The following is a 23,388-nucleotide window of genomic DNA, read 5'->3' as shown; positions in this document are numbered from 1 at the left end:
GTTGATGATCGGCGTCGCTGCGGTATCGTTCGCCGCTTGCAGCACGCCCGCACGCGATGGCGGCGCACAGGGCGCGCTCACGCACGACCCGACACAGCGCGCGGCCATCGACGCCATCGGCACGCCGTTGAACGCGACGGAAATCGCCGCATGGAACATCGACGTCGCGCCCGATGGCCGTGGCCTGCCCGCGGGCAGCGGCGACGTGGCGACCGGCGCGCATATCTTCGCCGCGAAGTGCGCCGCGTGTCACGGCGCGAACGGCGAAGGCGGCATCGGCGACCGGCTCATCGGCGGGCGCGGCACGCTCGCGAGCGACAAACCGGTGCGCACGGTCGGCAGCTACTGGCCGTACGCCACGACGCTCTTCGATTACATCCGCCGCGCGATGCCGTATAACGCGCCGCAATCGCTGAGCGCAGACGAGGTGTACGCGTTGAGCGCATGGATCCTGAACCGCAACGGCATCGTGCCCGACGACGCGCGGCTGGATGCGCATTCGCTCGCTGCCATCCGCATGCCGAATCGCGACGGCTTCGTGTCGGACCCGCGGCCGGGTCATCTGTGATGTCGCGCGCGCTCGCCTAATGCGATGAAACGTACTGCGCGCCGGTAAACGGCGGCGGGACCGCGAAGCTCTCCCGCATGCGCTTCGTTTCCGCAGCCGGTGTCGTTCCGAAGAGGCGCTTGAACTCCCGATTGAATTGCGAGGCGCTCGCATAGCCCACTGCATGAGAGGCCGCCTCCGCCGTCATGTCCTGACGCACCATCAAGAGACGCGCCTGATGCAGCCGCGTCGACTTCAGATATTGCATGGGCGACGTGTGCGTGATGGCCTTGAAGTGAGTGTGGAAGGTCGGCACGCTCATGCCCGCTTCGCGCGCCAGTTGCGCGAGATTGAGCGGCTGCGCGTAGGTCGCGTGGATGCGGCGCAACGCCTTGCCGATCTTGCCGAACTGCCCCTGCATCGCGAGCGCCGAGCGCATCGCATGGCCTTGCGCGCCGGTCAGCACGCGGAAGTACAGTTCACGCACGAGCGCGGGACCTAGAACCGCTGCATCGAGCGGCCGGCTCAACGCTTGCAGAAAGCGCAGGACAGACATGCGCAAGTCGGCATCCATCGGACTCGACATCATGCTTTGCGGTGGTTCCGCGCGCGCCGGCATGTGATGACGGTCTATCTGAATCATCAGCTCTGCCGCCACCTGAAAATCCAGATGCATGTAAATGGCCAGTAGCGGATGCTCAGGCGTCGCGTCGGTTTCCATCGTGAAGGGCACGGGCACTGCGACGGCCAGATAATGCAGCTCGTCATACAGATACACCTGATCGCCGAAATATCCCCGCTTGCGTCCCTGACAGACGATCACGATGCCCGGATCGTAGAGCACAGGCGTGCGCGAAAGCGCGCGGTCCGAACGCAGAATGCGCACATCCGGTAGCGGCGTCAGGTTGTAGCCTTCATGGGGCGCCAATGGCCGTAGCAAGTCCACGATACGCTGCCGCGATGCGGCGGTCTCTTTCGATGACATCGAAGGCGGCGATAAGAATAGGCAATAAAAGCAGAATATCCGACCTTAGAGCGCATCGGTGCAAAGAATACTGTGCACTCTCTTTCATTTCATCGGAGAGGTGCGCATGTCATCCAACCGTATTCTTCTGATTACCGGCGTCAGCAGCGGCTTCGGCCGGGCACTCGCTCAGGAAGCGCTTGCGGCAGGCCATCGCGTGATCGGCACCGTGCGAAGCGAGCAGGCGAAGCAGGACTTCGAAGCCCTCGCGCCGGACAGGGCCGTGGGCCGCCTGCTCGACGTGACAGACTTCGACGCCATCGACGGCGTCGTGGCCGAGATCGAGTCGAGCGTCGGTCCGATCGACGTGCTCGTCAACAACGCGGGCTACGGTCACGAAGGCGTGATCGAAGAATCGCCGCTTGCCGAGATGCGTCGACAGTTCGACGTGAACATGTTCGGCGCGGTCGCGATGATGAAGGCGGTGCTGCCCGGCATGCGCGCGCGGCGCAAGGGTCACATTCTCAACATCACGTCGATGGGCGGCTTCATCACGATGCCGGGCATCGCCTACTATTGCGGCAGTAAGTTCGCGCTGGAAGGCATCTCCGAGACGCTCGCGAAGGAAGTGAAATCGTTCGGCATTGCAGTGACGGCCGTGGCGCCGGGATCGTTCCGCACCGACTGGGCTGGCCGTTCGATGGCGCGCACGCCTCGTTCCATTGCCGATTACGATGCGCTCTTCGATCCCATTCGCCGGGCGCGCGAGGAAAAGAGCGGCAAGCAGCTCGGTGACCCGGTGAAGGCGGCGCGCGCGATGCTGGCCGTCATCGAGAGCGACGCGCCGCCCGTGCATCTGTTGCTCGGCAGTGACGCGCTCGGTCTGGTGCGCGACAAGCTGACGGCGCTCGCTGACGAGATCAGTCAGTGGGAAACGCTCACGCGTTCCACTGACGGCTGATGCGGCGACACGTGTTAGCTGAGTCGCTTCCATGCCTGATGGCGAAGGGCCTCGCGAAGCGTGGATGCGTTCCATGTTTCGTCGAGCGCCCGGCGCATCAGCGCTTGCTGGCTCTCGGGCGCGAGACCGCCCACTGGCGGATCGCGATCGAGGTTGGTCGGAAACGCATAGCCTTCAGCGGTCGATGCAATCACGCAATCGATGTCCGTCGCGGTGAACTGGCCTTTCGCACGATAGTCCAGCAGCACGGGATAAACGGCTTCGCACATGCGCATGCGATCGAGCGTTTCCATCGCGCGCCCGTACGCCGAAGAAATTTGCAAGAGATTCGCCATGCGCTGCACGTGTTGCGTGCGGTTCGCGCCGGCCGCATGGAACAGCGCCGGATTGAAGAACAGTGCGTCGCTATTGGCGAGCGGCAACTGCACGCAATGCGCCTCGAAGAAGTCGCGAAAGTCGGGACGTCGCCAGGCGAGGTAGCCCGGCGCGTAACGCTGCGAGAACGGAAGGAGCTTCGTCGGACCGCTTTCTATCGGCATGTCGCTGTGCGCAACGGCGCCTTGAAGCGTCAGCAACGGCGACATCGAATGAACATGCGCCGGGAAACGCTGCACTTCCTCCACGGTCTGAAAGCCGAGATGGTAGTCCCGGTGCGCCTGCTGCGCCGCGCCGCCAGGACGAACGACGTTGACTTGCGTGGTCATCTGAAAGCCGGGTCCGAGCCACGCCTGCGCGATGCTCGCGATGAACGCGTTCGAGAAATAACGCGCGAAAACGGAGGGCGCCGCGAGACACAGCTTTTCGTGCGCGTTCCAGATGCGGTCGTTTGCGCCTGCTTTGGCGAAATGGTCGGCGCCGCGCGCGCCCGATTCGCGTTCCTGTCTGATGATCGAATCGAAGATATGCGTCGCGTCGTCGACGGGCGATGTATCGTGAAACGCGCTCTTGAGCACGAGCACGCCCGCGCCGTCCAGCAGCACGTTCGCCCATTCGGCCTGCAATGCTCGCTGCCCGACAGGATCGATCAACGCTTTATCAAGCGCGCGGCAATCGTAGATGGGAATATCGCGTTGCGTCTCGGCTGCGAATCGCAGGACCACATCGCCCTTTCTTTGCAGTTGTTGCGCGAATGCTTCGAGTGAGCAGTCGCTTTCGCGATACCAGTTCGTTGCTAACGTCTCGTGGGGTTCATTCGTGGCATTCATGTCTCGCTCCGTTTTTTCCGTAGCATAGACGCATCGTCGCGGCGGGCGTTAGCATAAACGCATAAAAGAACCGTGATTGCGCCGTTTTCTATCGCGAGCCGGTTTCGCTAGCGCCCTCGTTGTCAACCTGCTATCCGTTGTCGCCGCCTGCAACGGGCAACACTGCACCCGTGATGTAGCCGGATCTATCGGAGGCAAGAAAGAGGATCGGGGCGATCTGCTCATCGAGCGTGGCGTAACGCTTGAAGAACGTCGAGTCCGTGACCTGCTTCACTGCTTCGCTCATCCATGCCCTCTCTTGTGCGCTGTCTCCGTCGGCGTTGCGCGGCACGCGCCGTGGAGGTGCCTGCGTGCCACCGGGCGCCGCGGCCACTACGCGAATATTGTGTTCGCCATACTCCATCGCGAGCGATTGCGTCAGCGCGTTGACGCCGCCTCTAGCTGCCGAAGAAGGCACGCGTCGAATGCCGCGCGTCGCATTCGATGACACGTTGACGATGGTCCCACGGCCTTGCGCAAGCATATGCGGAAGCACCGCATGACACGCATACAGAGTCGGCATGACAGCGCCGTATTTCCGCATCGGTCGACCGTCAACGGGCTGGGAAGTGGCAGCAGTTGCATCGCGTGGTCGGCGAGTATGCGAATTTCAGCGTCTTCGATGTCGACTCGCACGACGAACTTCATACCGTTTTGTCCGGCTTGCCGTTGTTCCCTTATATGACCATGCAGGTGACGCCGCTTGCGCGTCATCCATCGGCGATTCGTTAGTATGACGAATCGAACGGCGCGGTGCGCCGCTTGCCCGAGACGAGTGCCACCTTGTTTGCAAGTTCCATGATGTCCGTCGTGATGACCTTCGCCCCTTCTTCGATAAACAGCTTCGCGGCTGCGAGAGGAGGGCCCGCCACGCACGCCAAGCAAAGCCGGGCGCCGTACCGTGTACAAATCATGTACACGCCATGCGCCCATTGCCGGGCCATGCCTTCCGCACGGTCGTCGCTCTGACGAACATACCTCCCTTTGCTGATTAACCCGCAACAGCCGGCCTGCGCTACAGCGGTTGTCAGGTCGCGTCTGTATCATCTGCGCTAGGCTCAAGCGCCGCACTCAGGCGCGCTGATCGACGCTCATGCACTGAAGAATGGGAGGCACTGACAGGCTCATGATTCCCCCGAACATGCCGCATTACGCGCTCGAGGCGCTCAACTTCTTCATGGCCGATGTGCAGGCCGGCATCGGTCCTTTTCTCGGCGTCTTCCTTCAGGCACACGGATGGCAACCGGAAGGAATCGGCACGGTCATGACGCTCGGCGGGATTGCGGCCATGCTGGCGACCTCGCCCGCCGGGGCACTCGTCGATGCGACGCATTACAAGCGCACGATCATCGTCGTCGCGGGCGTGATGACGACGCTCGCCTCGCTCGTGCTGTGGGTGTCGCACAGCTACTGGACAGTCGCCGCGTCGCAAGTCATCACGGCCGTGACAGGCGCGGCACTCGGTCCCGCCGTGGCAGGCGTGACGCTCGGCATGGTGCGTGAACGCGGCTTCGACCGTCAGTTCGGGCGCAATCAGGTCGCCAATCACGCGGGCAATGTCGTCGGAGCCGCGTTGTCGGGCTGGCTCGGCTGGCGCTTCGGCTTCGGCGCGGTGTTCGCGCTCGCCGGTGTCTTCGGGGCGATGACCGTTCTCTCCGCGATCCTGATCCCACGCGATTGCATCGATCACGACAGCGCGCGCGGACTGAGCGGCGCGTCGGCAGCAGAGCACGAGCACGAGCACGAGCACGCAAGCGGCTTTCGCGTGCTGCTCAGATCGCGCCCGTTGTTGCTGCTCGCCGCCGCGCTCGCGATGTTCCATCTTGGCAACGCGGCCATGCTTCCGCTGTATGGGCTTGCCATCGTCGCTGCGCACAAGGGCGATCCGAGCGCGTTCACCGCAGAGACCATCGTTGTCGCGCAGCTCGTCATGGTCGCGGCGGCGTTCTTCGCCAACCGGCTCATTCAGCGCATCGGATACTGGGGCGTGCTTCTCGTGACGTTCCTGGCATTGCCGGTGCGCGGCGTGGTCGCGGCAATGTGCATCACGGCGTGGGGCGTGTGGCCCGTGCAGGCGCTCGACGGCATCGGCGCGGGACTGCAGAGCGTAGCAGTGCCGGCGCTGGTCGTGCGGCTGCTGCAGGGCACGGGGCGCGTCAATGTCGGGCAGGGCGTGGTCATGACGGTGCAGAATCTCGGCGCGGCGCTAAGTCCTGCGCTCGGCGGCGTGCTCGCGCAGCGCTTCGGTTATGCGACGGCCTTTCTCGTGCTCGGCGGCGTGTCGACGGGGTCGCTCGCACTGTGGCTTTGCTTCAGCGCATCGCTCAGGAAAGCATGCGAAGTGCACAGAGAGGCACGCAACGCAGGCGACGGTGTCGCCATCGCGCGACGAACGGGTTGATGGCGGCCACCGCATACGGAGCCGCCGGTCATGCGCGGCTCACCATGCGATCCGTTCAAGGAATGGCCTTGCGCTCGCGAAACTCGTCGAACAGACGCAGGAACATGTCGGTGCTATCGACGACATCATGAAAGCCGGCCTGCCGGATCTTCGTCGTGCTGGAGATCACGTCCCAGTCGCAGCGAAAGATGAAGTCGCCGAAGCCCCACGCGGCGACGTGCTCGTACGGAATATCGACGAGACCGTATTTCTTCACCATGCGCTCCCACAGTGGCCCCTTGTCCGCCATGTAGTCGCGCAAGCTGATGGTCTGCGGTTCGGCGAGCGGCATGTCGAGATGATCGGCGATGGCGGGCCATAGCTGGTCCCAGCGGAATACATCGCCGTTCGTAAGGTTATAGCTTTCGCCGCCGGGCGCGTCGGTCGCGGCCCACACGGACCCGCGTGCGAGTTGCGCCGCATCAGTGACTTGCGCGAGCTTGCCGTAGCACGTCGCGGTGCCGGGAAAGCGCAGCGGCAGTCCTAGCTCCTTGCTGATCGCGGCATACACGGCGATGACCATCGAGAGATTCATCGGATTGCCGAGCGCGAAGCCGCACACCACATCGGGGCGAAGCACGACCGCATCCCAGGCCTTGCCCGCCGCTTCCTCGACGAGCCAGTCTTGCATGTCGTAATAGAAGTTCGGCGGCATGTGTCGCGGGTCGTCTTCGCGCGCGGGCGTCTTGAAGCGGCCGAGGTGCGCGCCGTAGTACTTCGCGCCCTCGTATAACACGACGCGCTGAAGCGCCGGCGAACTGTCGGATAGGACGCTTACCAGATTGCGCAACATGCCGAGGTTCACGTCGATGAGCGCCTGCGGCGTGGGCTTTTCCTGATACGCGGCGTGAAAGATGTGCGTGACGTCGCCGAGCCCGCCGAGCTTCGCGCGCACGTCTTCCGCATCGAGCAGATCGACTGCAATGTGCTCGCCGGGTTGCGCTTGATCGGGCGTGCGCCGTGAGAGACCGATGACGTCCCAATCCGGCAGCGACGCGAGATGATCGACGAGTTGACGTCCGATCACGCCGACGCCGCCCGCCACGAGTGCTTTATAGCGTTTCATGCCTGGCCCTGAGAGTGAAGTGCTTGGCGCTTGCCCAGCAATCGCCGCACCAAGGGACGGCTCGCCACTTCGACGCAGATTACGTCAGCGCCTGATTCGCCGCCAATGCTCGCGCCCTCAAGCGGTTGATGCTTGCGAACAGCAGCACGGCGAAGACGATCAGCATCGTCGCGACAGCAAGGATGGATGGATCGATGGCGTCGCGAATCCCGCTCCACATCTGACGCGGCACGGTTTTCTGGTCCGGTCCGCCGATGAACAGGATCACGATGACCTCGTCGAACGATGTGGCGAACGCGAACACGCTTCCTGTCGCGACGGCAGGCGTGATGAGCGGCAAGGTGACGCGACGAAACGCGATCCAGGGCGTCGCGCCGAGGCCCGATGCGGCCCGCAATAGGCTCTGATCGAACGACAGCAACGACGCCGTCACCGTGATGACGACGAAGGGCGTGCCGAGCGCGGCATGCGCGAGCACGACGCCGGGATACGAATTCACGAGCCCCAGCGGCGCGAAGATCAGATAGAAGCCTGCCGCGACCACGACGATAGGCACGATCATCGGCGAGATCAGGATGGGCATGATGACCGAGCGCAACGGAAACTGCGAGCGCGACAAGCCGAGCGCCGCGAGCGTGCCGAGACACGTGGCGATGAAGGTCGACGCCGCGCCGATGCCGATGCTGTTCAACAGCGCGCGCTGCCAGTCGCCGCTCGTCAGCGCCTTCTCGTACCAACGGAACGAGAAACCCTCCATCGGATAAGAAAAGTAGGACCCCGAATTAAACGACAGCGGGATGATGGCGAGAATCGGCGCGATCAGAAAGAACAGGACAAGCGCGGTGTGCAGGCGCATCCAGCCCGCAGCGATGCGTTCAGTCAGCACCGTGTTGCGTTTGTCTTGCATGAGCTTCCTCCGGATGGGTCGAATCAACCGAAGCGCAGCCGGTCGATGCCGACGATGCGGTTGAACAGGAAATAGAACACCGCCGTGAAGATCACGAGATAGGCCGAGAGCGCGCCCGCGAGCCCCCAGTTCAGTTGCGTGTTCGTCTGAATGGCGATGAGCTGACTGATCATCTCGTCGCCGGCGCCGCCGAGCAGCGCGGGGGTGATGTAGTAGCCGAGCGCGAGCACGAAGACGAGAAAGCATCCCGCGCCGACGCCGGGCAGCGTCTGCGGCACATACACGCGAACGAAAGCCGTGAACGGATGCGCGCCGAGCGACTTGGCGGCGCGCATATAAACGGGCGACACGCTTTTCATTACCGAGTAGATCGCGAGGATCATGTAGGGCAAGAGCACATGTGTCATGCCGATCAGCACGCCCGCGCGATTGAAAATGAGCGGCACCGGATGCGTCGCGAGTCCGAGTCCCGACAGCACGCTGTTGATGACGCCGCCCGGTTGCAGCAGCACGTACCACGCGGTGGTGCGCACGAGCAGCGACGTCCAGAACGGCACGATCACGAAGAGCATCAGCCGGTTGCTGGTCTTCGCGGGCAGATTGGCGAGCAGCCAGGCCACCGGATAGCCGAGCAGGAGACACAGCAGCGTGACCGTCGCGCTGATGGATACCGTGCGGGTAAAGGCCTCGCGATAGACGGACGCATTCGCCGGCATCGACGCGATCGTGCCTTGCGGCGTGACCTGCGCATCGACGGCGGCGAGCAGATAGTCGGGCGTCGGCGATTGAGCGGCACGCTTGAGCAGACGCCAGATTTCCGGCGAGTTCCAGCGTTCGTCGATATCGATCAATGCGGGCTTCCATGCTTTGGGCGTGTCGTCATGCAGCTTGCGGGCGGTGCGCATCAACAAGCTGCGGAACTCGGGCTGCGCGAAGTTGAGACGCCGTGCGATGGTGCCGAGCTGACCGCTTTCCTGCGCTTCCTTCAGTCCGGATGCGAGCAGGGCGAACGTATGTTCATCCGGTACGCCCTGACCGTCCCATGCGTTCAATGCGCGCGCGAGTGCGGGCATGCCGTCCGGCACTTCGTGGTTCTGCGCGCTGCGAGCGAGCAACAGCGCAATGGGCGCGATAAAGGTAGACAACAGAAATACGATCAGCGGCAACGCGAGCAGAAGCGCCCGCATCGAGGCGCGCCGTTGCGCCTTGTTGTACGACGCGCGGCCTTCGGCGCTCGCGTGCGAGCTGGCGGTCGTCGCGTGAATCGATGCGGGCATGTTCGTCCTCGCTTGGTCCTCTCGTATGCCGTGGCCGCTTATTGCGTCAGCCAGACCTGAAAGCGCTTGTTGATGGCGTCTGCGTTGTCGGCCCAGAAGTTCGCGTTGATCTGCACGGCGCGCTTGAAGTTCGCGGGCGCGGTCGGCATGTCGGCGAGACGCTGCTTGTCGACGAGCGCGACCGCTTCCTTGCGCGGCGGCGCATAGGCGATGTACTTCGACAGATCGGCCGATGCCTTGGGCTGCGCCTGCGACACGATGAACTTCGAGGCGAGGTCGGCGTTCTTCGCGCCGGTCGGAATGGCCCACCATTCGAAGTCGTACACCTGCGCGTCCCACACGGACTTGAACGGCTTGTGGTCCTTTCTCACAGCATCGTCGATGCGGCCGTTATAGGCTTGCACCATCACGACAGCGCCATCGGCGAGCAGCTGCGGCGCCTGCGCGCCCGACTCCCACCACACGATGTCCTTCTTGATGGTGTCGAGCTTCTTGAACGCGCGATCGACGCCCGCGGGCGTGCCGAGCACCTTGTACACATCCTTGGGATCGACGCCATCGGCGATCAGCGCCCACTCCAGCGTCACCTTCGGCGACTTGCGCAGGCCGCGCTTACCGGGGAATTTCTGCGTGTCGAAGAAGTCGTTGACGGAGGAAGGCGCGCTCTTCAGCTTGCTCGTGTCATACGCATAGACCGTCGACCAGACCATGCTCGCGACCGCGCAGTCGCTGAGCGATCCGGGAATGAAGTCGCTGGTATTGCCGAGCGACTTCTTGTCGAACTTCTTGAGCAGCCCTTCGTCGCATCCGGTGATCGCATCGTTGGTTTCGAGGTCGATCAGGTCCCACGTCGTGTTCTTGGCCTGCTCCATCGCGGAGAGCTTGGCGAGGCCGCCGTCATACGATTCGAGCGAGAACTGCGTGCCGGTGGCCTGCGTGAACGGGTCCATCCACGCCTTCTTGGCCGCGGCTTCGAATGCGCCGCCGAACGTGACCACATGCAGCGTTTCCGCCGCCTGCGATGTCATGGTGCCGAAGGCGAGTAGGGCGAGTGCGGCGCATTGTGCTTTGAATTGAGTGCGCATGTCAGTTGGCTCCTGCGGGTGCGGTCGTGATGAGAGAAGGGGTTGGCGAGGTGGAAGAAGGGGTTGCGCTCGCGCGAGGCGGGGCGCTCATTGCGAGAATCTTGCAGTCGTCGTGACGCCACGCGACATCGATCATGTCGCCCGATGACGGCAACGCGTGACGCTGCGTATTGGGCACCTTCACGACGATCGCGTCGCGCGAGCCGAGCGTCAGATGCACGCGATGATGATCGCCGCAATACACGAGTTCGTTCACGCGGGCGCGCACGACATTGTCGTGCTCGTTGAGATGCATGCCTTCCGCGCTCGGGATATGCGCGCGCTCTGGGCGCAGCGCCAGCATGGCTTCGTCGCCGACGCGCAGTCCGGACTCGCATCGGCCGCGAATGATGCTGCCGTCGGAAAGCGCGAAGGTCGCCCATGAGTCGTCGCACGTCATGACGCGTCCGGTCAGGCCATTGTTCTCGCCGACGAAGTTCGCGACGAACGCGTTCTGCGCGTTCTCGTAGAGTTCGCTCGGCGTGGCCACTTGCTGGATGCGTCCATCGGAGAACACGGCGACGCGGTCGGACATGGTGAGCGCCTCGGCCTGATCGTGCGTCACATAGACGATGGTCAGCGCTAACTCTCGATGCAGCCGCATGATTTCATACTGCATGGTCTCGCGAAGACGCTTGTCTAGCGCGCCGAGCGGTTCGTCCATCAGCACGACGCTCGGCTCGAATACGAGCGCGCGCGCGAGCGCGACGCGCTGCTGTTGCCCGCCCGAAAGCTGCGCCGGCCGCCTGTTGGCCAGATGCGGCAATTCCACCATCTCGAGCGCGCGCTTCACGCGCGTCTTCTGATCCGCACGGCTCACGCGCCGCACCGAGAGCGGGAACGCCACGTTCTCGGCAATCGTCAGATGCGGAAACAGCGCGTAGTTCTGGAACACCATGCCGATGTCGCGCCGATGCGGCGGCTTGTCGTCGAGCCGCTTGCCATCGAGCCGGATCTCGCCCTGCGTCGGCGATTCGAAACCGGCGAGCATCATCAGCGTGGTCGTCTTGCCCGAACCGGACGGCCCGAGCAGCGACAGCAATTCCCCCTTGCTTACGTCGAGGTTCAAGCCATCGACGACGTAATTCGCGCCGTCATACGATTTGCTCACGCCCGAGAATGAGATGAAGGAAGAGTTCGACATCGTGATGGCGTCCTGTCGTTCTTACTGCGAGTTCAGCTTGCCCGCGAGATAGCGCGCGAAGTCATAGTTGGGCCGTTCGAGATGGCTCAGATGTCCCGGCTTCGCCAACGGTGCATGCACGCCGCGAAACACGGCTTGCACGCCGCGCTTGTCTTCGGCGTTCACTTCGTCGAGCAGCTTCTTGAGCGTTGCCATGTGCGCGTTGGCTTCAGGATCGGCGATGAATTCCGGCGCGAGTCCGCCGCCGAAGCGGATATGCACGCGGCCGACACCCTCCGGTTGAAGCACGAGATACCAGAAGTAGCCTGGCGTCAACGTCACGAGATGCGTCGGATAGATGGCGAGCAGCGCAGTCGTCTTGCGCCAGTGCCCCGACAAGCGCGTGTTGTCCGGGTGTGCGTTACCGATGGGCAACGAGGCTTCCTTTGTGATCCAGTGATAGTTGAACGCCGCATGACCCGGCGGACATTCCATCTCTTCCAACCGCGAGTGAGGACCTACCGTCGCGCGATGCAGCATCGGCAGGTGATAGCTCTCCATGAAGTTCTCGGCGAGTATCTTCCAGTTGGTGTCCCACACGTGCTCTTCATAGAACGTTTCGATGTAGTCGCTCATGCCGTACGCCTGAATCAACGTGTCCAACTCCGCGAGCTGTTTGCCGACGGGTGGCGCGTTCGCATCGAGCGTCACGTAGATCCAGCCTTGCCATTCTTCGCAGCGCACGGCGGGCAGCTTGTAGCTTTCCTTGCAGAAGCCTTCTTGTCGGTCCATCAGCGGCGCGCCTTTCAACGCGCCATCGAGCGAATAATTCCACGCGTGATAAGGACACACGATGCGTCGCACGTTGCCGCGTCCTTCGAGCAGGATCGACATGCGATGCAGGCACACATTGGACATCGCCTTGAGCTGCATCTGCTCGTCGCGCAAGACGACCACCGGCTGTCCGGCGATGCGCGCGGTGAGGTAGTCGCCCGGCGCTTTCAGCGCGCTCGCGCGCCCGACGCATTGCCATTCGCGCGAAAAGATGCGCTCCTCTTCGAGCGCGAGAAAGTCGGCCGACGTATAGACGCCGGGCGGCATCGCATGGGCGTCGCTGAACGGGCGGTCGCATCCATCGCGCAATGCGTTCATCAGCTCGTTCAGGTGGGCCATGACGATTCTCTCCTCGTACAGTGAGCGGGAGTGCCTTTTATCTTGGCAGGCACTCGGCATGGACTCAATCTATCAAGCCAATATGCCAGTCAAAATATTGTTTTCGGATACAGGGCAAAGCTTTTTCCTATACAGCAGGCATCAAGTGTCGATACGTAGTCGCCGTATGTAGTTCTCGCAGAACGAGGTGAAACGGTGCACCACCTGGCGCGGCTTCATGGTGCGGGATTGCGCGACGCCGAGCATCGTCGCGTTCACGTTGTCTTTGAAACGCTTAATGACGAACTCTTCGCCGTCCACGGTGCGGTTCGATTTGAGCGGGAAGTTAAGCAGGCTATAGCCGAGGCCGTTCGCCACCATGCCTCGCACCACTTCCGGCTGCGACGAGCGAAACGCCGGCACCGGCCGATTGCCGACCGCATCGAAGAGCGCGGCGAAATATTCGCGGCTATGCGGCAGGTCCAGCATGACGTAAGGCTCGGGCAGCAGATCGGCCAGCGAGATCTTGCGGGCGCGCGCTAGGCGATGCGTGCGCGGCAGGATCGCATAAGGCGGCAACGACAAGAGCGGCGTGAACGCGATGTCCTCGGTCAGATCGAGGCTATAGGTAAGCGCAAGGTCGATCGAGCCGTCGTGCAGTCCGCGCAGCAGGGCGTCCTGGTGGCCTTCGACCGTGCGAAACGCGATGCCCGCATGATCGGCCGTGAAGCGGCTGATGAGGCCCGGCATCAGCGGCGGCGCGAGCGAAACGAGGCAGCCGAGCGCGATGGAACCGGTCATGCCGCCATCGAGTTCCTTGGCGGCCATCTGCAATTCTTCGGCTATCTTCAGCAGATTGCGGGCTTGTCCGAGGAGATCGCGTCCGGCCTGCGTCAGCGACAAACCGCTCGCGTGATGCCGGATAAATAGCTGGACCCCGAAGGACACTTCGAGGTCCGCGAGTGCGGTGGAGATCGACGGCTGCGAGATATGCAGCTTTCTCGCGGCCGCGGTGAAAGACAAGGCCTCTGCCGCGACCACGAAATAGCGCAACTGCCGCAGCGAATAGCGTAACGGATGACTTTCCATCGCGACCATCAGAAATTTTCGAGCCGAACTGCATTGCATTGTGCGGTGGACAAAAATGGCTGCATAGGTAAATCCCATGCTATGCATTTTTTGAAAATATTTTATTGATCCGGTCTTGGCGCGTAGATTCAGTCGGCATAGGAACGGCCATACGAGCCTCTCGGAAGGACACAGCCATGACAGCGGAAACTACTTCGATCGACACGCTCGTGGTCGGCGCAGGCCAGGCCGGCGTCGCAATGAGCGAACATCTGAGCCGGCACGGCGTGCCGCATCTCGTGCTGGAACGCGCGCGCATCGCGGAGCGTTGGCGCACGGGTCGATGGGACTCGCTCGTGGCGAACGGCCCTGCGTGGCACGATCGCTTTCCCAATCTCGAGTACGCGCAGACGGCGCCCGACGGCTTTCCGCCGAAAGAAGAAATCGCGGACTATTTCGTGGCCTATGCGAAGAAATTCGATGCGCCTATACGCACCGGCGTCGAAGTGAAGAAGGTCGTGCGCAACACGGGGCGTCCGGGTTTTACCGTCGAGACGTCCGATGGCGTGATCGAAGCGAAGCGCGTGGTCGTCGCGACCGGGCCGTTTCAGAAGCCCGTGATTCCGCCTATCGCTCCGCAAGACGCATCGCTCACGCAAATTCATTCCGCCGATTACCGCAATCCGCAGCAATTGCCCGCAGGCGGCGTGCTGGTCGTGGGCGCGGGATCGTCGGGCGTGCAGATCGCCGATGAATTGCAGCGTGCGGGGCGCCGCGTGTATCTGTCGGTGGGCGCGCACGATCGTCCGCCGCGCGCCTATCGCGGCCGCGACTTCTGCTGGTGGCTCGGCGTGCTCGGCGAGTGGGACGCCGAAGTCATGAAGCCGGGCCGCGAACATGTGACCATTGCGGTGAGCGGCGCTCGCGGCGGGCAAACCGTCGACTTTCGCCGGCTCGCGCATCAGGGCATCACGCTGGTCGGTCTGACGAAAGCGTTCGAGAACGGCGTGGCTCGCTTCAACGACGATCTCGCAGAAAACATCGCACGCGGCGATCAAAACTATCTGTCGCTGCTCGATGCCGCCGACATGTACGCCGCTCGCAATGGCCTCGATCTTCCCGCTGAACCGGAAGCGCGCATGATCCCGGCCGATCCGGATTGCGTCACAAATCCGCTGCTCGAACTCGATCTCGCGCAAGCGGGCGTAAGCTCGATCATCTGGGCGACGGGCTATGTCACCGACTTCAGCTGGTTGCAAGTCGATGCTTTCGACGAGAACGGCAAGCCGAAGCACCAGCGAGGGGTATCGAAGGAACCGGGTGTTTATTTTCTCGGCTTGCCGTGGCTCTCGCGACGCGGCTCCGCATTTATCTGGGGCGTGTGGCACGACGCGAAACACGTCGCGGATCACATCGTCACGCAACGCAAATATCAGGCGTATTACGACTCGCCGCATGACCACGCGCCCAAGCCTCACAGCGAAGAAAGCGTGCAAGCCAACTGAACCAATCAGGTGAATCGATGAGCCAACCGACGCATACGCGTATCCGCATGTTCAACACGAAGGATACGTATCCGAATCAGACACTCGACAACGATCTCTGCCAGGCCGTGCGCGCGGGCAATACCGTCTATGTTCGCGGCCAGGTGGGCACGGATTTCGAAGGCAACCTCGTCGGCTTGGGCGACGCGCGCGCGCAGGCCGAACAGGCGATGAAGAACGTGAAGCAGTTGCTCGAAGAAGCGGGCAGCGACCTCTCGCACATCGTCAAGACGACGACGTACCTGACAGACGTGCGGTATCGCGAGCCGGTGTACAGGGAAGTCGGCAAGTGGCTCAAGGGCGTGTTTCCCATTTCGACGGGGCTGACCGTCGTCGCGTTGGGTCAGCCGCAATGGCTCATGGAGATCGACGTGATCGCCGTGATCCCCGATGGATGGACACCCGAGGCGTAAAGGACACCTAATGACTTTCTCTATCGTCGGTCGGTGTGACAAAACGGGGCAGCTCGGCATTGCCGTCAGTTCGTCGAGCATCGCGGTCGGCGCGCGTTGTCCGTGGCTGCGCGCGGGCGTCGGTGCCGTGGCGACGCAAAACGTCACCCTGCCCGCGCTCGGGCCGCAGATTCTCGATCTTCTGGCCGATAAGCGGCTCGCGCCAGCGCAGGCCCTGCAACAGGCGCTCGATGCGAATGAATGGCGCGAGTATCGGCAGGTTACGGTCATCGACGCGCAAGGACGCACCGCATTTTTCAGCGGCAAGGAAGCGCTCGGCACGCATCACGCAGTCGCGGGCGATCAGTGCGTCGCGGCGGGCAACATGCTGGCCGGCACGCATGTCATCGAAGCGATGCCGCCCGCATTCGCGCAAGCCGACGGCCTGCTAGCGGATCGCTTGCTGGCGGCCATGCAAGCGGCCATGGCGGCAGGCGGCGAGGCAGGCCCCGTTCATTCGGCCGCGCTGAAAGTCGTGAGCGATCTGAGCTGGCCGCTCGTCGATTTGCGCGTGGACTGGGCCGACGACGACCCGATCGGCAAGCTCCGCGACTTGTGGACCGCCTACGCGCCGCAGATGAACGACTACGTGACGCGTGCACTAAATCCGACCGCCGCGCCGAGCTATGGAGTGCCGGGCGATGAATGAGATGCGAAGCCGCGCGCTACTCGAAAAGCTGATCGGCTTCGCGACCGTCAGCCGAGATTCGAATCTCGCGCTGATCGAGTTCGTTCATGATTACCTTGCGCAGCATGGCGTCGAATGCGAGCTCTTTCATAACGACGAGCGCACCAAGGCGAGTCTCTTTGCCACCATCGGCCCGCGCGATCGCGGCGGCATTGCGTTGTCGGGACATACGGATGTCGTGCCCGTCGATGGGCAGGCATGGAGCGTCGATCCGTTCCAACTCGTCGAGAGAGAAGGGCGGCTTTATGGACGCGGCACGGCGGACATGAAGGGCTATCTCGCGTCGGTGTTGGCAGCGGTGCCGACGTTCATCGAACGCGATCTGAAGATGCCCGTGCATCTGGCCTTTTCATATGACGAAGAAATCGGATGCCTGGGCGTGCGTCCGATGCTCGCGCAACTCGCGCATCGGGAACACAAGCCGGTGCTGTGTCTCATCGGCGAGCCGACGGAACTCAAGCCCGTGCTCGGACACAAGGGCAAGCTCGCCATGCGCTGCTGCGTGAAGGGCGCGCCGTGCCATTCGGCGTACGCGCCGTATGGCGTCAACGCCATTCAATACGCGGCGCGCCTGATCAATCACCTCGACGAGATCGGCGAAGAACTCGCGCGGCCCGAGCATCGCGACGAACGGTTCGATCCGCCTTACTCGACAGTGCAGACCGGCGTCATCAAGGGCGGTCGCGCGCTCAACATCGTGCCGGCCGAATGCGATTTCGACTTCGAAGTGCGCGCCTTGCCCGGCTTCGATGCGAACGAGGTCGCGCAACGCCTGCAAAGCTACGCCGAGTCCACGCTGCTGCCGAAGATGCGCGCGGTCAAGCCCGATACCGGTATCAGTTTGCAGCCGTTGTCGGCTTACCCGGGTCTCGCCACGCCGCCCGACAGCGAAGCCGCGCGGCTTCTTGCGCTGATCGCCGGATCGACCGAATTCGGCACGGTCGCGTTCGGCACGGAAGGCGGCCTCTTCGAGCAGGCCGGCATTCCAACCGTCGTTTGCGGGCCCGGCAGCATGGACCAGGGGCATAAGCCCGACGAGTTCGTCACGGTGGAGCAATTGCGCGACTGCGATGCCATGCTGCTTCGCCTTGCCGACTACCTCTCGAACTAAAAGCGGCTCGGTGGATGGAGGCGGTATGCGGGTCCGTGTCTTGCTTCGTGCCTGCGGGCGTGAACGCCGGGGCTCTGCGCAGCCTCGCGTCGCATACGCGATCACTCACTACCGGGTACGAAAAGACACTATGAAATTGAAAGCATCGATGTTCGTCGCCGCTGTCCTTGCTGCGGCAACCGTAGGCCAGGCGCAAGCCGCAGGATGCCTGAAGGGCGCAGCGGTAGGTGGTGTCGGCGGACATTTCGTAGGAAAGGGCCATGCGGTGCTGGGTGCGGCCGGCGGTTGTCTTGTCGGCCGACACATGGCGAACAAGAAAGCCAAGGAGGATGCGGCTGCTCGCACGCAGGCGCAGAACGCGGCGCAGGATCAATCCAACGCGCAGGCCGCAAGGTCCCCGCAATAACGATCCGGGGTTTGCCCCGCAAGGGGTCCTTACTGCGTGTGAGCGATGTGCAGCGCCAGATGCAAAGCGGCGCCTGCCATCGCCCGAACCCACACGCCAACGCTGTCGGTGCTACCGATGCTGCAGAGTCCCGACGTCTTCGATGCCGACGCGGAATCCCGCACGCTGCAGCGCAATGCAACGCTGCTTTCTCCGCCTCTTAACAGCCGTTCATACCCCGCCACGCAGCCCGCTCTATCGACGACGCGTTGCCGCGCGACGCATGTCGTTCGTGGCCTCGGCAAACGCCGCAGTCGGAAGCGTTAACGGTGAGCGGCGAAATAACTTGAGTCGAGTGCGCAGCCTAACCTGCCGACTCTCACGCTGCGCGGCGCGGCCAAGCCAGCGTCCCATCGGTCACTCCTACCTTTCGAGCAGTGCAATGACGAGTGGCGCGAGCACATCAACTCAATTGTCCGACCGCGCTGCCGATAAGCATTGACGTTCATATTCGAATAGCGGCAGCACGCGCGACTGCCTTATCGCATTTCTCACGCGTCACAACCACGGCACGATGCAAAACCTCTCGATTCGGGCGCGGCTTGCCCTCGCCATGGCATTCCTCGGTTTGTTGCTGACCTTTTCGGTAGGCTTCGGGCTGCACGGCATCAGCGCGATCGATGCATCGGCGAGAGACATCGCCGAGAATTCGCTCTCAGCCGTCAACGCAGTCGGCATATCGAGCCATATGACCGCGCGGGCACGGCTGTCGCTCGATTAATGGACTTACGCGATCGAATGGCGGTGCGCTCGACGACTTGCGAAGCGGCGCAGAAACGCTGATCCGCACGTCCCACGAACCGCCACATCTCTCAACCGCGTGACAACACGTTATGGATACCGTAGACCACCACTCTGCTTTCGACGACGACTCGCTAAGAGACGAGGCACGTGCGTTGAGCCTCAGCATCGAAGTCATTCGCCGGGCTCGCGGGCGAAGGAATCCCCGCGACTGCCGCCCCGGTAGCGACGAGTGGACTCTTGTCTCCCTCGAATTCGTGCGTGATTTGCGCTGGGCCTTGGGCCTCGCCAACGACGAGACCTCGGACCCGCCCAAAACTGAGAACTGATCAGGCGATCGCGTGGCGTTACGACACCAAAGCGTCCTCGCACGGTAAAGCTTTCGACGCAGGCACCGTTAAGGAAAGCACAAGCCAGTGAGAGACCAAACCATAATGAAACGTACGAACCACAGCGCAGACAAGCCGGATCGAATCAATGATCCGTGTTCACCGAACGACAGTAGCGCCAGGCCTTCGGACGTCAATACAGCCAAGGTCGGGTTCATCAAGATGCTACTGAAAGTCGGTGCCTATAAGATCGATTCCGCGGCTGTAGCTAACCGAATGTTAAGCAGCATAAGACATCGCCTGTCGACGGCATCGCGCTGAGCAAGGCTTGCGAGAGCGCCGGGAATGTGCGGATAGCAGGGTCATCCCGATCCGGCGATAATGACGTCATTCGACGGACGGGTAAGCGCGAGCATGGAAAAGGCCGAGTGGTTTTTCGACGTCGTATCTCCGTTTTCCTATCTGGCTTTTCACCGCATCGAGGCATTGCGGGATCGTCTGGACATTCAGCCGGTGCCGATTCTCTTCGCTGCGCTCCTCAAGCACTGGGGAACGCTCGGGCCGGCCGAGATTGCGCCCAAGCGCATTCACACGTATCAATTCTGCGTCTGGCTTGCCGGCCGCCACGGCGTGCCTTTCTCGATGCCGCCGCGTCATCCGTTCAATCCTCTTGCCGCACAGCGCCTGCTCGTGTCATTGGGCGCGCGCACGGCCGATGTCGGTGAAGCGCTCGACTTCGTTTTCGCGCACGGGCGTGATCCCGAAGTCGAATTCCAAGCGTTGGCCGAGCGACTCGGTGTCGACGATGCGCAAGAGCGCATCGGCTCGGCGGATGTCAAACGGCAACTCAAGGACAACACGCAACGCGCGATCGACCTCGGCGTCTTCGGCGTGCCGACGCTGGTGTTGCGAGATCGGCTGTTCTGGGGAAGCGATGCCGTCGACTGGGCCGAGGACTTCTATTCGCGGCCGACGCTTTTCGATGAACCGGCCTATGCGGCGGCGGCGCGAACCGAGGTCGGAGTGAGGCGCTGATCGAGCATGGATGTGAACTCTCATCGGCGGCCTCTGACATACGCGGGGTAGTTCGATGTACTTACAAATTCGCGTCCGCGCGGATTGGCGGAGAAAGGCGCGTTGTCGTGGAAGAGGTTGCCGTTTCCAGCAACAGACCGTCCGATGCGGCAAACTGTGAGCCACCGTCGACTGTCACTTGAGAGATCCATGAAGAAACTGATCAACAGCCCAAATGACGCCGTGCGTGAGATGCTCGAAGGGGTCGCGCGGCAAGCGCCCCACGTCGCGATTCTCGGCGCTGAAAACGTGCTCGTGCGGCGCGAGCAGAACGAAGCCACGGACCGCCCGGTGTCGGTGATATCGGGCGGCGGCAGCGGCCACGAACCCGCGCATGGCGGCTACGTCGGCGCGGGCATGCTGAGCGCCGCGGTCTGTGGCGAAGTGTTCACGTCGCCGCCCACGGACGCCGTGCTCGCCGCGATTCGCGCCACCGCCGGTCCACGCGGCGCGGTACTCATCGTCAAGAATTACACGGGCGATCGCCTGAACTTCGGCCTGGCTGCGGAGCTGGCGCGCGCCGAGGGGATCCCGGTCGAGGTCGTCGTCGTGGCCGACGACGTTTCGCTGCGCGATGAAACGGCGCGCGATCGTCGGCGCGGCATCGCAGGGACCGTGCTCGTACACAAGGTCACGGGCGCCGCAGCCACGCGTGGAATGACGCTCGAAGAAGTGGCGTCCGTTGCGCGCCTTGCAGCGGCGAATCTCGGCACGATGGGCGTCGCGCTTGATGGCTGCACGATCCCCGGCGCGGAAAAGTCGGGCTTTACGCTCGGCGATGACGAGATCGAGTTGGGACTCGGCATCCACGGTGAGAAGGGCGTCGAGCGTACCGCGATGCTGGCCGCCGATGCGCTTTGCGACCTGCTTGTTTCGAGCATCGTGGATGAACTGGCGCTCGCGAGCGGCGAGCGAGTGGCGTTGCTGGTCAACGGGCTCGGGGGCACGCCGCAGATGGAACTCGATGTCGTGTTGCGAGCCGCTCACGAGAATCTTGCTGCACGCGGCATTCGAATCGAGCGCGCGTGGGCCGGGACCTTCCTCTCGGCGCTGGACATGCCGGGCTGCTCCGTCTCGCTGCTGCGGGTCGACGACGCAACGCTGAACCTCCTCGATGCATCGACCGAAGCGCGTGCATGGCCCGGTGCGGGCATGGTCAACCGCGACATTCGCATCGACACTCCCTCGCAGCCGTCCCCGAGCGCAGCAGCTGTGCGTGGCGAGCCGAGTCAATGGACGCGCGCCATAAAAGCGGCGCTTGAATCCGTGGCGAATGCCTTGATCGCAAACGAACCGACGCTTACCGAACTGGATTCCGTCGCCGGCGATGGAGACCTCGGCGCGAGCATGAAGCGCGCCGCGCACGCCCTGCTCGAAGTGCGTGAAAGCGATCTCGACACGCCCGCAGGCGCGCTTGCGGCGTTGAGCGTGGCGCTGCGCCGCGCCATCGCGGGCAGTTCCGGGCCGTTCTATGCGACCGCGTTGATGCGCGCGTCGCGGCACTTGGCAGACATCGGCGACCCATCGGCGCTGGATTGGGCGCACGCTTTCAGAGCGGCAGTCGAGGCTATCAGCGATCTGGGTGGCGCGAAAGCAGGCGATCGAACGATGCTGGATGCGCTGTTCCCCGCTGTGTCCGCCTATGAAGAGGCGCTGAACTCCGGCAGTCCCGTGAATAAGGCTTGGGAACTGGCAGTGTCGGCGGCGCAGCAGGGCGCGCAGAACACCGCGCAGATGACGCCGCGAGCGGGTCGCGCGAGCTATCTCGGCACGCGCGCCGTGGGTTCGCCGGACGCAGGCGCGGTCGCCGTCTCGCTCTGGCTCGCGGCGCTGTTGCCGCATGTCGGTGGTGGTCAACGCGCAATTGACTGATCGCGCCACTGACATTCACCCAACGGTGGCCGCGCTTATCCAAGCACGCGGCCACCGCGCTCGCGTTACTTCGTGCCGACGGTTTGCAACGGCACCCACTTGCCGTTGGCGACCTTATAGACCGTCACGCCGCCGTATTTCAGGTCGCCGTAATTGTCGTATGACAGCTCGCTCGTGGTCACGCCCTTCATGTTCGTGCTTTTGAGAGCGGTGAGGAACACGCGCGGATCGGTGGAATCCGCTTTCTTCATCGCGTTGAAAACAGCCATGGTGCCGTCGTACGCATAGGGCGCGTACAGTTCCACCGGCTTGCTGAAGTGCGCCTTGTAGTGCTCGGCGAATGCGTGGCCGCCCGGCATCTGCGCAAGCGGACTTCCTTCCGATGCCGCCAGCGTGCCTTCAGCCGCGCCGCCTGCGATCTTGATCAGGTTCTCGGACTGAAGCATGTCCGGGCCGATCAACACCGCCTTGATCGCGAGCGAACGCATTTGCTTGAGCATCGGCGCGGCTTGCGTATCGGCGCCGCCGTAGAAGACCGCATCCACATCGGCGGACTTGATCTTCGTGAGAATCGCGCGGAAATCGACGGCCTTGTCTGTTGTGTACTCCTGATCAACGATAGTCGCGCCCGCCGCTTTCGCTGCCTTCGCGAACTCTTCGGCGACGCCCTGACCGTACGCGGTGCGGTCATCGACGATGGCGAGCCGCTTGAACTTGAGGCCCTTCGCGACGTATTCGCCGAGCACGCTGCCGAGTTGTGTATCGGATGTCAGCAGGCGAAAGGTGGTCGGCAAGCCGAGCCGCGTGTACGAGGGCGCCGTTGCCATCGCGACTTCGGGGATGCCCGCTTTCGCATAGATGGGCGCGGCGGGAATGCTGGTGCCGGAGTTGTAGTGGCCGATGACAGCGACCACGCCATCGTCCACGAGCTTCTGAGCGACCGTGGTGCCCGTGCGCGGATCGGCCTGATCGTCCTGTGCGTTGAGCACGAACTGCACGGGCTGCCCTCCGATGACCGGTTTCGTCGCATTCATGTCTGCAATCGCGAGTTCGACGCCGCTTCGGAAATCCGCGCCGTAGTGCGCCTGGCCGCCGGTAAGCGGCGCCGCGAAGCCGATCTGGACGTTCTGCGGCGATGCGGACGCAGCGAGCGCATACGATGCGCCGGCAAAAGTGGAGCACGCAAGCAGCGCGGCGGATACGTACGAAGTGGCGACTTTCATTGTCTCAGGCATCCTCTTTGGTTTGATCGTGTGTCG

Annotated in this window: 23 protein-coding genes and 2 pseudogenes; 13 read left to right on the top strand and 12 right to left on the bottom strand. The window is 63.0% G+C overall.

Features of this window, described 5'->3' with window-relative positions:
- The first annotated feature begins 4 nt into the window (after positions 1-4).
- Positions 5-568 carry a c-type cytochrome gene (locus tag LDZ26_RS23555; protein WP_370650779.1) on the top strand — a complete coding sequence of 188 codons (564 nt, stop codon included), beginning with the start codon at positions 5-7 and terminating at the stop codon, positions 566-568.
- A gap of 16 nt (positions 569-584) precedes the next feature.
- Here the strand turns inward: LDZ26_RS23555 and LDZ26_RS23550 are convergent, their stop codons facing one another.
- Complete coding sequence (locus LDZ26_RS23550) at positions 585-1,532, bottom strand: AraC family transcriptional regulator (protein ID WP_244851708.1); 948 nt, start codon at positions 1,530-1,532, stop codon at positions 585-587.
- A gap of 106 nt (positions 1,533-1,638) precedes the next feature.
- Between LDZ26_RS23550 and LDZ26_RS23545 the strand changes: the two genes are divergently transcribed.
- Complete coding sequence (locus LDZ26_RS23545; RefSeq protein ID WP_244851707.1) at positions 1,639-2,472, top strand: oxidoreductase; 834 nt, start codon at positions 1,639-1,641, stop codon at positions 2,470-2,472.
- A 14-nt stretch (positions 2,473-2,486) separates the two neighbouring features.
- Here LDZ26_RS23545 and LDZ26_RS23540 read toward each other — a convergent pair whose 3' ends face one another.
- Complete coding sequence (locus tag LDZ26_RS23540; RefSeq protein WP_244851706.1) at positions 2,487-3,677, bottom strand: phytanoyl-CoA dioxygenase family protein; 1,191 nt, start codon at positions 3,675-3,677, stop codon at positions 2,487-2,489.
- A 130-nt stretch (positions 3,678-3,807) separates the two neighbouring features.
- Positions 3,808-4,261: pseudogene (locus LDZ26_RS23535) on the bottom strand (SDR family oxidoreductase); the annotation flags it as partial.
- Positions 4,262-4,271: 10 nt separating this feature from the next.
- Between LDZ26_RS23535 and LDZ26_RS23530 the strand changes: the two are divergent.
- Positions 4,272-4,448 (top strand): annotated as a pseudogene (locus tag LDZ26_RS23530) (muconolactone Delta-isomerase family protein); the annotation flags it as partial.
- On the opposite strand, the gene LDZ26_RS23525 reads toward LDZ26_RS23530, so the two are convergent.
- Positions 4,445-4,588, bottom strand: coding sequence for a hypothetical protein (locus LDZ26_RS23525; RefSeq protein ID WP_244851705.1), 144 nt, complete (start codon positions 4,586-4,588; stop codon positions 4,445-4,447). The pseudogene LDZ26_RS23530 and the gene LDZ26_RS23525 overlap by 4 nt on opposite strands.
- Positions 4,589-4,842: 254 nt before the next feature.
- Between LDZ26_RS23525 and LDZ26_RS23520 the strand changes: the two genes are divergently transcribed.
- Complete coding sequence (locus LDZ26_RS23520; protein WP_244851704.1) at positions 4,843-6,117, top strand: MFS transporter; 1,275 nt, start codon at positions 4,843-4,845, stop codon at positions 6,115-6,117.
- 55 nt (positions 6,118-6,172) lie between these two features.
- Here LDZ26_RS23520 and LDZ26_RS23515 read toward each other — a convergent pair whose 3' ends face one another.
- The 7 genes from LDZ26_RS23515 to LDZ26_RS23485 all read right to left on the bottom strand — a co-directional run bounded on the left by LDZ26_RS23515 (position 6,173) and on the right by LDZ26_RS23485 (position 13,894).
- Positions 6,173-7,222, bottom strand: a complete 1,050-nt coding sequence (locus LDZ26_RS23515; RefSeq protein WP_244851703.1) for an SDR family oxidoreductase — start codon at positions 7,220-7,222, stop codon at positions 6,173-6,175.
- A gap of 79 nt (positions 7,223-7,301) precedes the next feature.
- Positions 7,302-8,129, bottom strand: a complete 828-nt coding sequence (locus tag LDZ26_RS23510; protein WP_244851702.1) for an ABC transporter permease — start codon at positions 8,127-8,129, stop codon at positions 7,302-7,304.
- A gap of 23 nt (positions 8,130-8,152) precedes the next feature.
- Positions 8,153-9,406: an ABC transporter permease gene (locus LDZ26_RS23505; RefSeq protein ID WP_244851701.1), complete on the bottom strand. Its 1,254-nt coding sequence runs from the start codon at positions 9,404-9,406 to the stop codon at positions 8,153-8,155.
- A gap of 38 nt (positions 9,407-9,444) precedes the next feature.
- Positions 9,445-10,491, bottom strand: coding sequence for an ABC transporter substrate-binding protein (locus tag LDZ26_RS23500; protein WP_244851700.1), 1,047 nt, complete (start codon positions 10,489-10,491; stop codon positions 9,445-9,447).
- A gap of 1 nt (position 10,492) precedes the next feature.
- Entirely contained in the window at positions 10,493-11,674 is a 1,182-nt protein-coding gene (locus tag LDZ26_RS23495) for an ABC transporter ATP-binding protein (protein ID WP_244851699.1), read from the bottom strand.
- A 21-nt stretch (positions 11,675-11,695) separates the two neighbouring features.
- Complete coding sequence (locus LDZ26_RS23490; RefSeq protein ID WP_244851698.1) at positions 11,696-12,826, bottom strand: SRPBCC family protein; 1,131 nt, start codon at positions 12,824-12,826, stop codon at positions 11,696-11,698.
- 141 nt (positions 12,827-12,967) lie between these two features.
- The gene (locus tag LDZ26_RS23485; RefSeq protein WP_175943326.1) at positions 12,968-13,894 is read right to left on the bottom strand and encodes a LysR family transcriptional regulator; all 927 of its coding nucleotides are present in this window, start codon (positions 13,892-13,894) and stop codon (positions 12,968-12,970) included.
- Positions 13,895-14,070: 176 nt separating this feature from the next.
- Between LDZ26_RS23485 and LDZ26_RS23480 the strand changes: the two genes are divergently transcribed.
- The 9 genes from LDZ26_RS23480 (at position 14,071) to LDZ26_RS23445 (ending at position 22,129) form a co-directional block, all read left to right on the top strand.
- Positions 14,071-15,378: an NAD(P)/FAD-dependent oxidoreductase gene (locus LDZ26_RS23480; protein ID WP_244851697.1), complete on the top strand. Its 1,308-nt coding sequence runs from the start codon at positions 14,071-14,073 to the stop codon at positions 15,376-15,378.
- Between the two features lie 17 nt (positions 15,379-15,395).
- Complete coding sequence (locus LDZ26_RS23475; RefSeq protein WP_175943322.1) at positions 15,396-15,830, top strand: RidA family protein; 435 nt, start codon at positions 15,396-15,398, stop codon at positions 15,828-15,830.
- A gap of 10 nt (positions 15,831-15,840) precedes the next feature.
- Complete coding sequence (locus tag LDZ26_RS23470; RefSeq protein ID WP_244851696.1) at positions 15,841-16,518, top strand: DUF1028 domain-containing protein; 678 nt, start codon at positions 15,841-15,843, stop codon at positions 16,516-16,518.
- A complete protein-coding gene (gene argE / locus LDZ26_RS23465; RefSeq protein WP_244851695.1) occupies positions 16,511-17,668 on the top strand; it encodes an acetylornithine deacetylase in 1,158 nt (385 codons plus the stop codon). Before LDZ26_RS23470 ends, argE begins: the two co-directional genes overlap by 8 nt.
- Positions 17,669-17,798: 130 nt before the next feature.
- Complete coding sequence (locus tag LDZ26_RS23460) at positions 17,799-18,074, top strand: hypothetical protein (RefSeq protein WP_244851694.1); 276 nt, start codon at positions 17,799-17,801, stop codon at positions 18,072-18,074.
- A gap of 553 nt (positions 18,075-18,627) precedes the next feature.
- Positions 18,628-18,834: a Tar ligand binding domain-containing protein gene (locus tag LDZ26_RS23455; protein ID WP_244851693.1), complete on the top strand. Its 207-nt coding sequence runs from the start codon at positions 18,628-18,630 to the stop codon at positions 18,832-18,834.
- Between the two features lie 454 nt (positions 18,835-19,288).
- Positions 19,289-19,504 (top strand): flagellar biosynthesis anti-sigma factor FlgM, encoded by a 216-nt coding sequence (locus tag LDZ26_RS25710; RefSeq protein WP_370650777.1) that lies wholly within the window; start codon positions 19,289-19,291, stop codon positions 19,502-19,504.
- A gap of 60 nt (positions 19,505-19,564) precedes the next feature.
- Positions 19,565-20,218 carry a 2-hydroxychromene-2-carboxylate isomerase gene (locus LDZ26_RS23450; RefSeq protein WP_244851692.1) on the top strand — a complete coding sequence of 218 codons (654 nt, stop codon included), beginning with the start codon at positions 19,565-19,567 and terminating at the stop codon, positions 20,216-20,218.
- Positions 20,219-20,407: 189 nt separating this feature from the next.
- Positions 20,408-22,129: a dihydroxyacetone kinase family protein gene (locus LDZ26_RS23445; protein ID WP_244851691.1), complete on the top strand. Its 1,722-nt coding sequence runs from the start codon at positions 20,408-20,410 to the stop codon at positions 22,127-22,129.
- 65 nt (positions 22,130-22,194) lie between these two features.
- On the opposite strand, the gene LDZ26_RS23440 is transcribed toward LDZ26_RS23445, so the two are convergent.
- Positions 22,195-23,364, bottom strand: coding sequence for a branched-chain amino acid ABC transporter substrate-binding protein (locus LDZ26_RS23440; protein ID WP_370650776.1), 1,170 nt, complete (start codon positions 23,362-23,364; stop codon positions 22,195-22,197).
- Between the last annotated feature and the right edge of the window lie 24 nt (positions 23,365-23,388).

It is taken from the genome of Caballeronia sp. SL2Y3, assembly GCF_022879575.1.
GTDB lineage: Bacteria > Pseudomonadota > Gammaproteobacteria > Burkholderiales > Burkholderiaceae > Caballeronia.
Note: the sequence above shows the minus strand (reverse complement) of the source record. Positions and strands in the feature narration are given on the sequence as shown.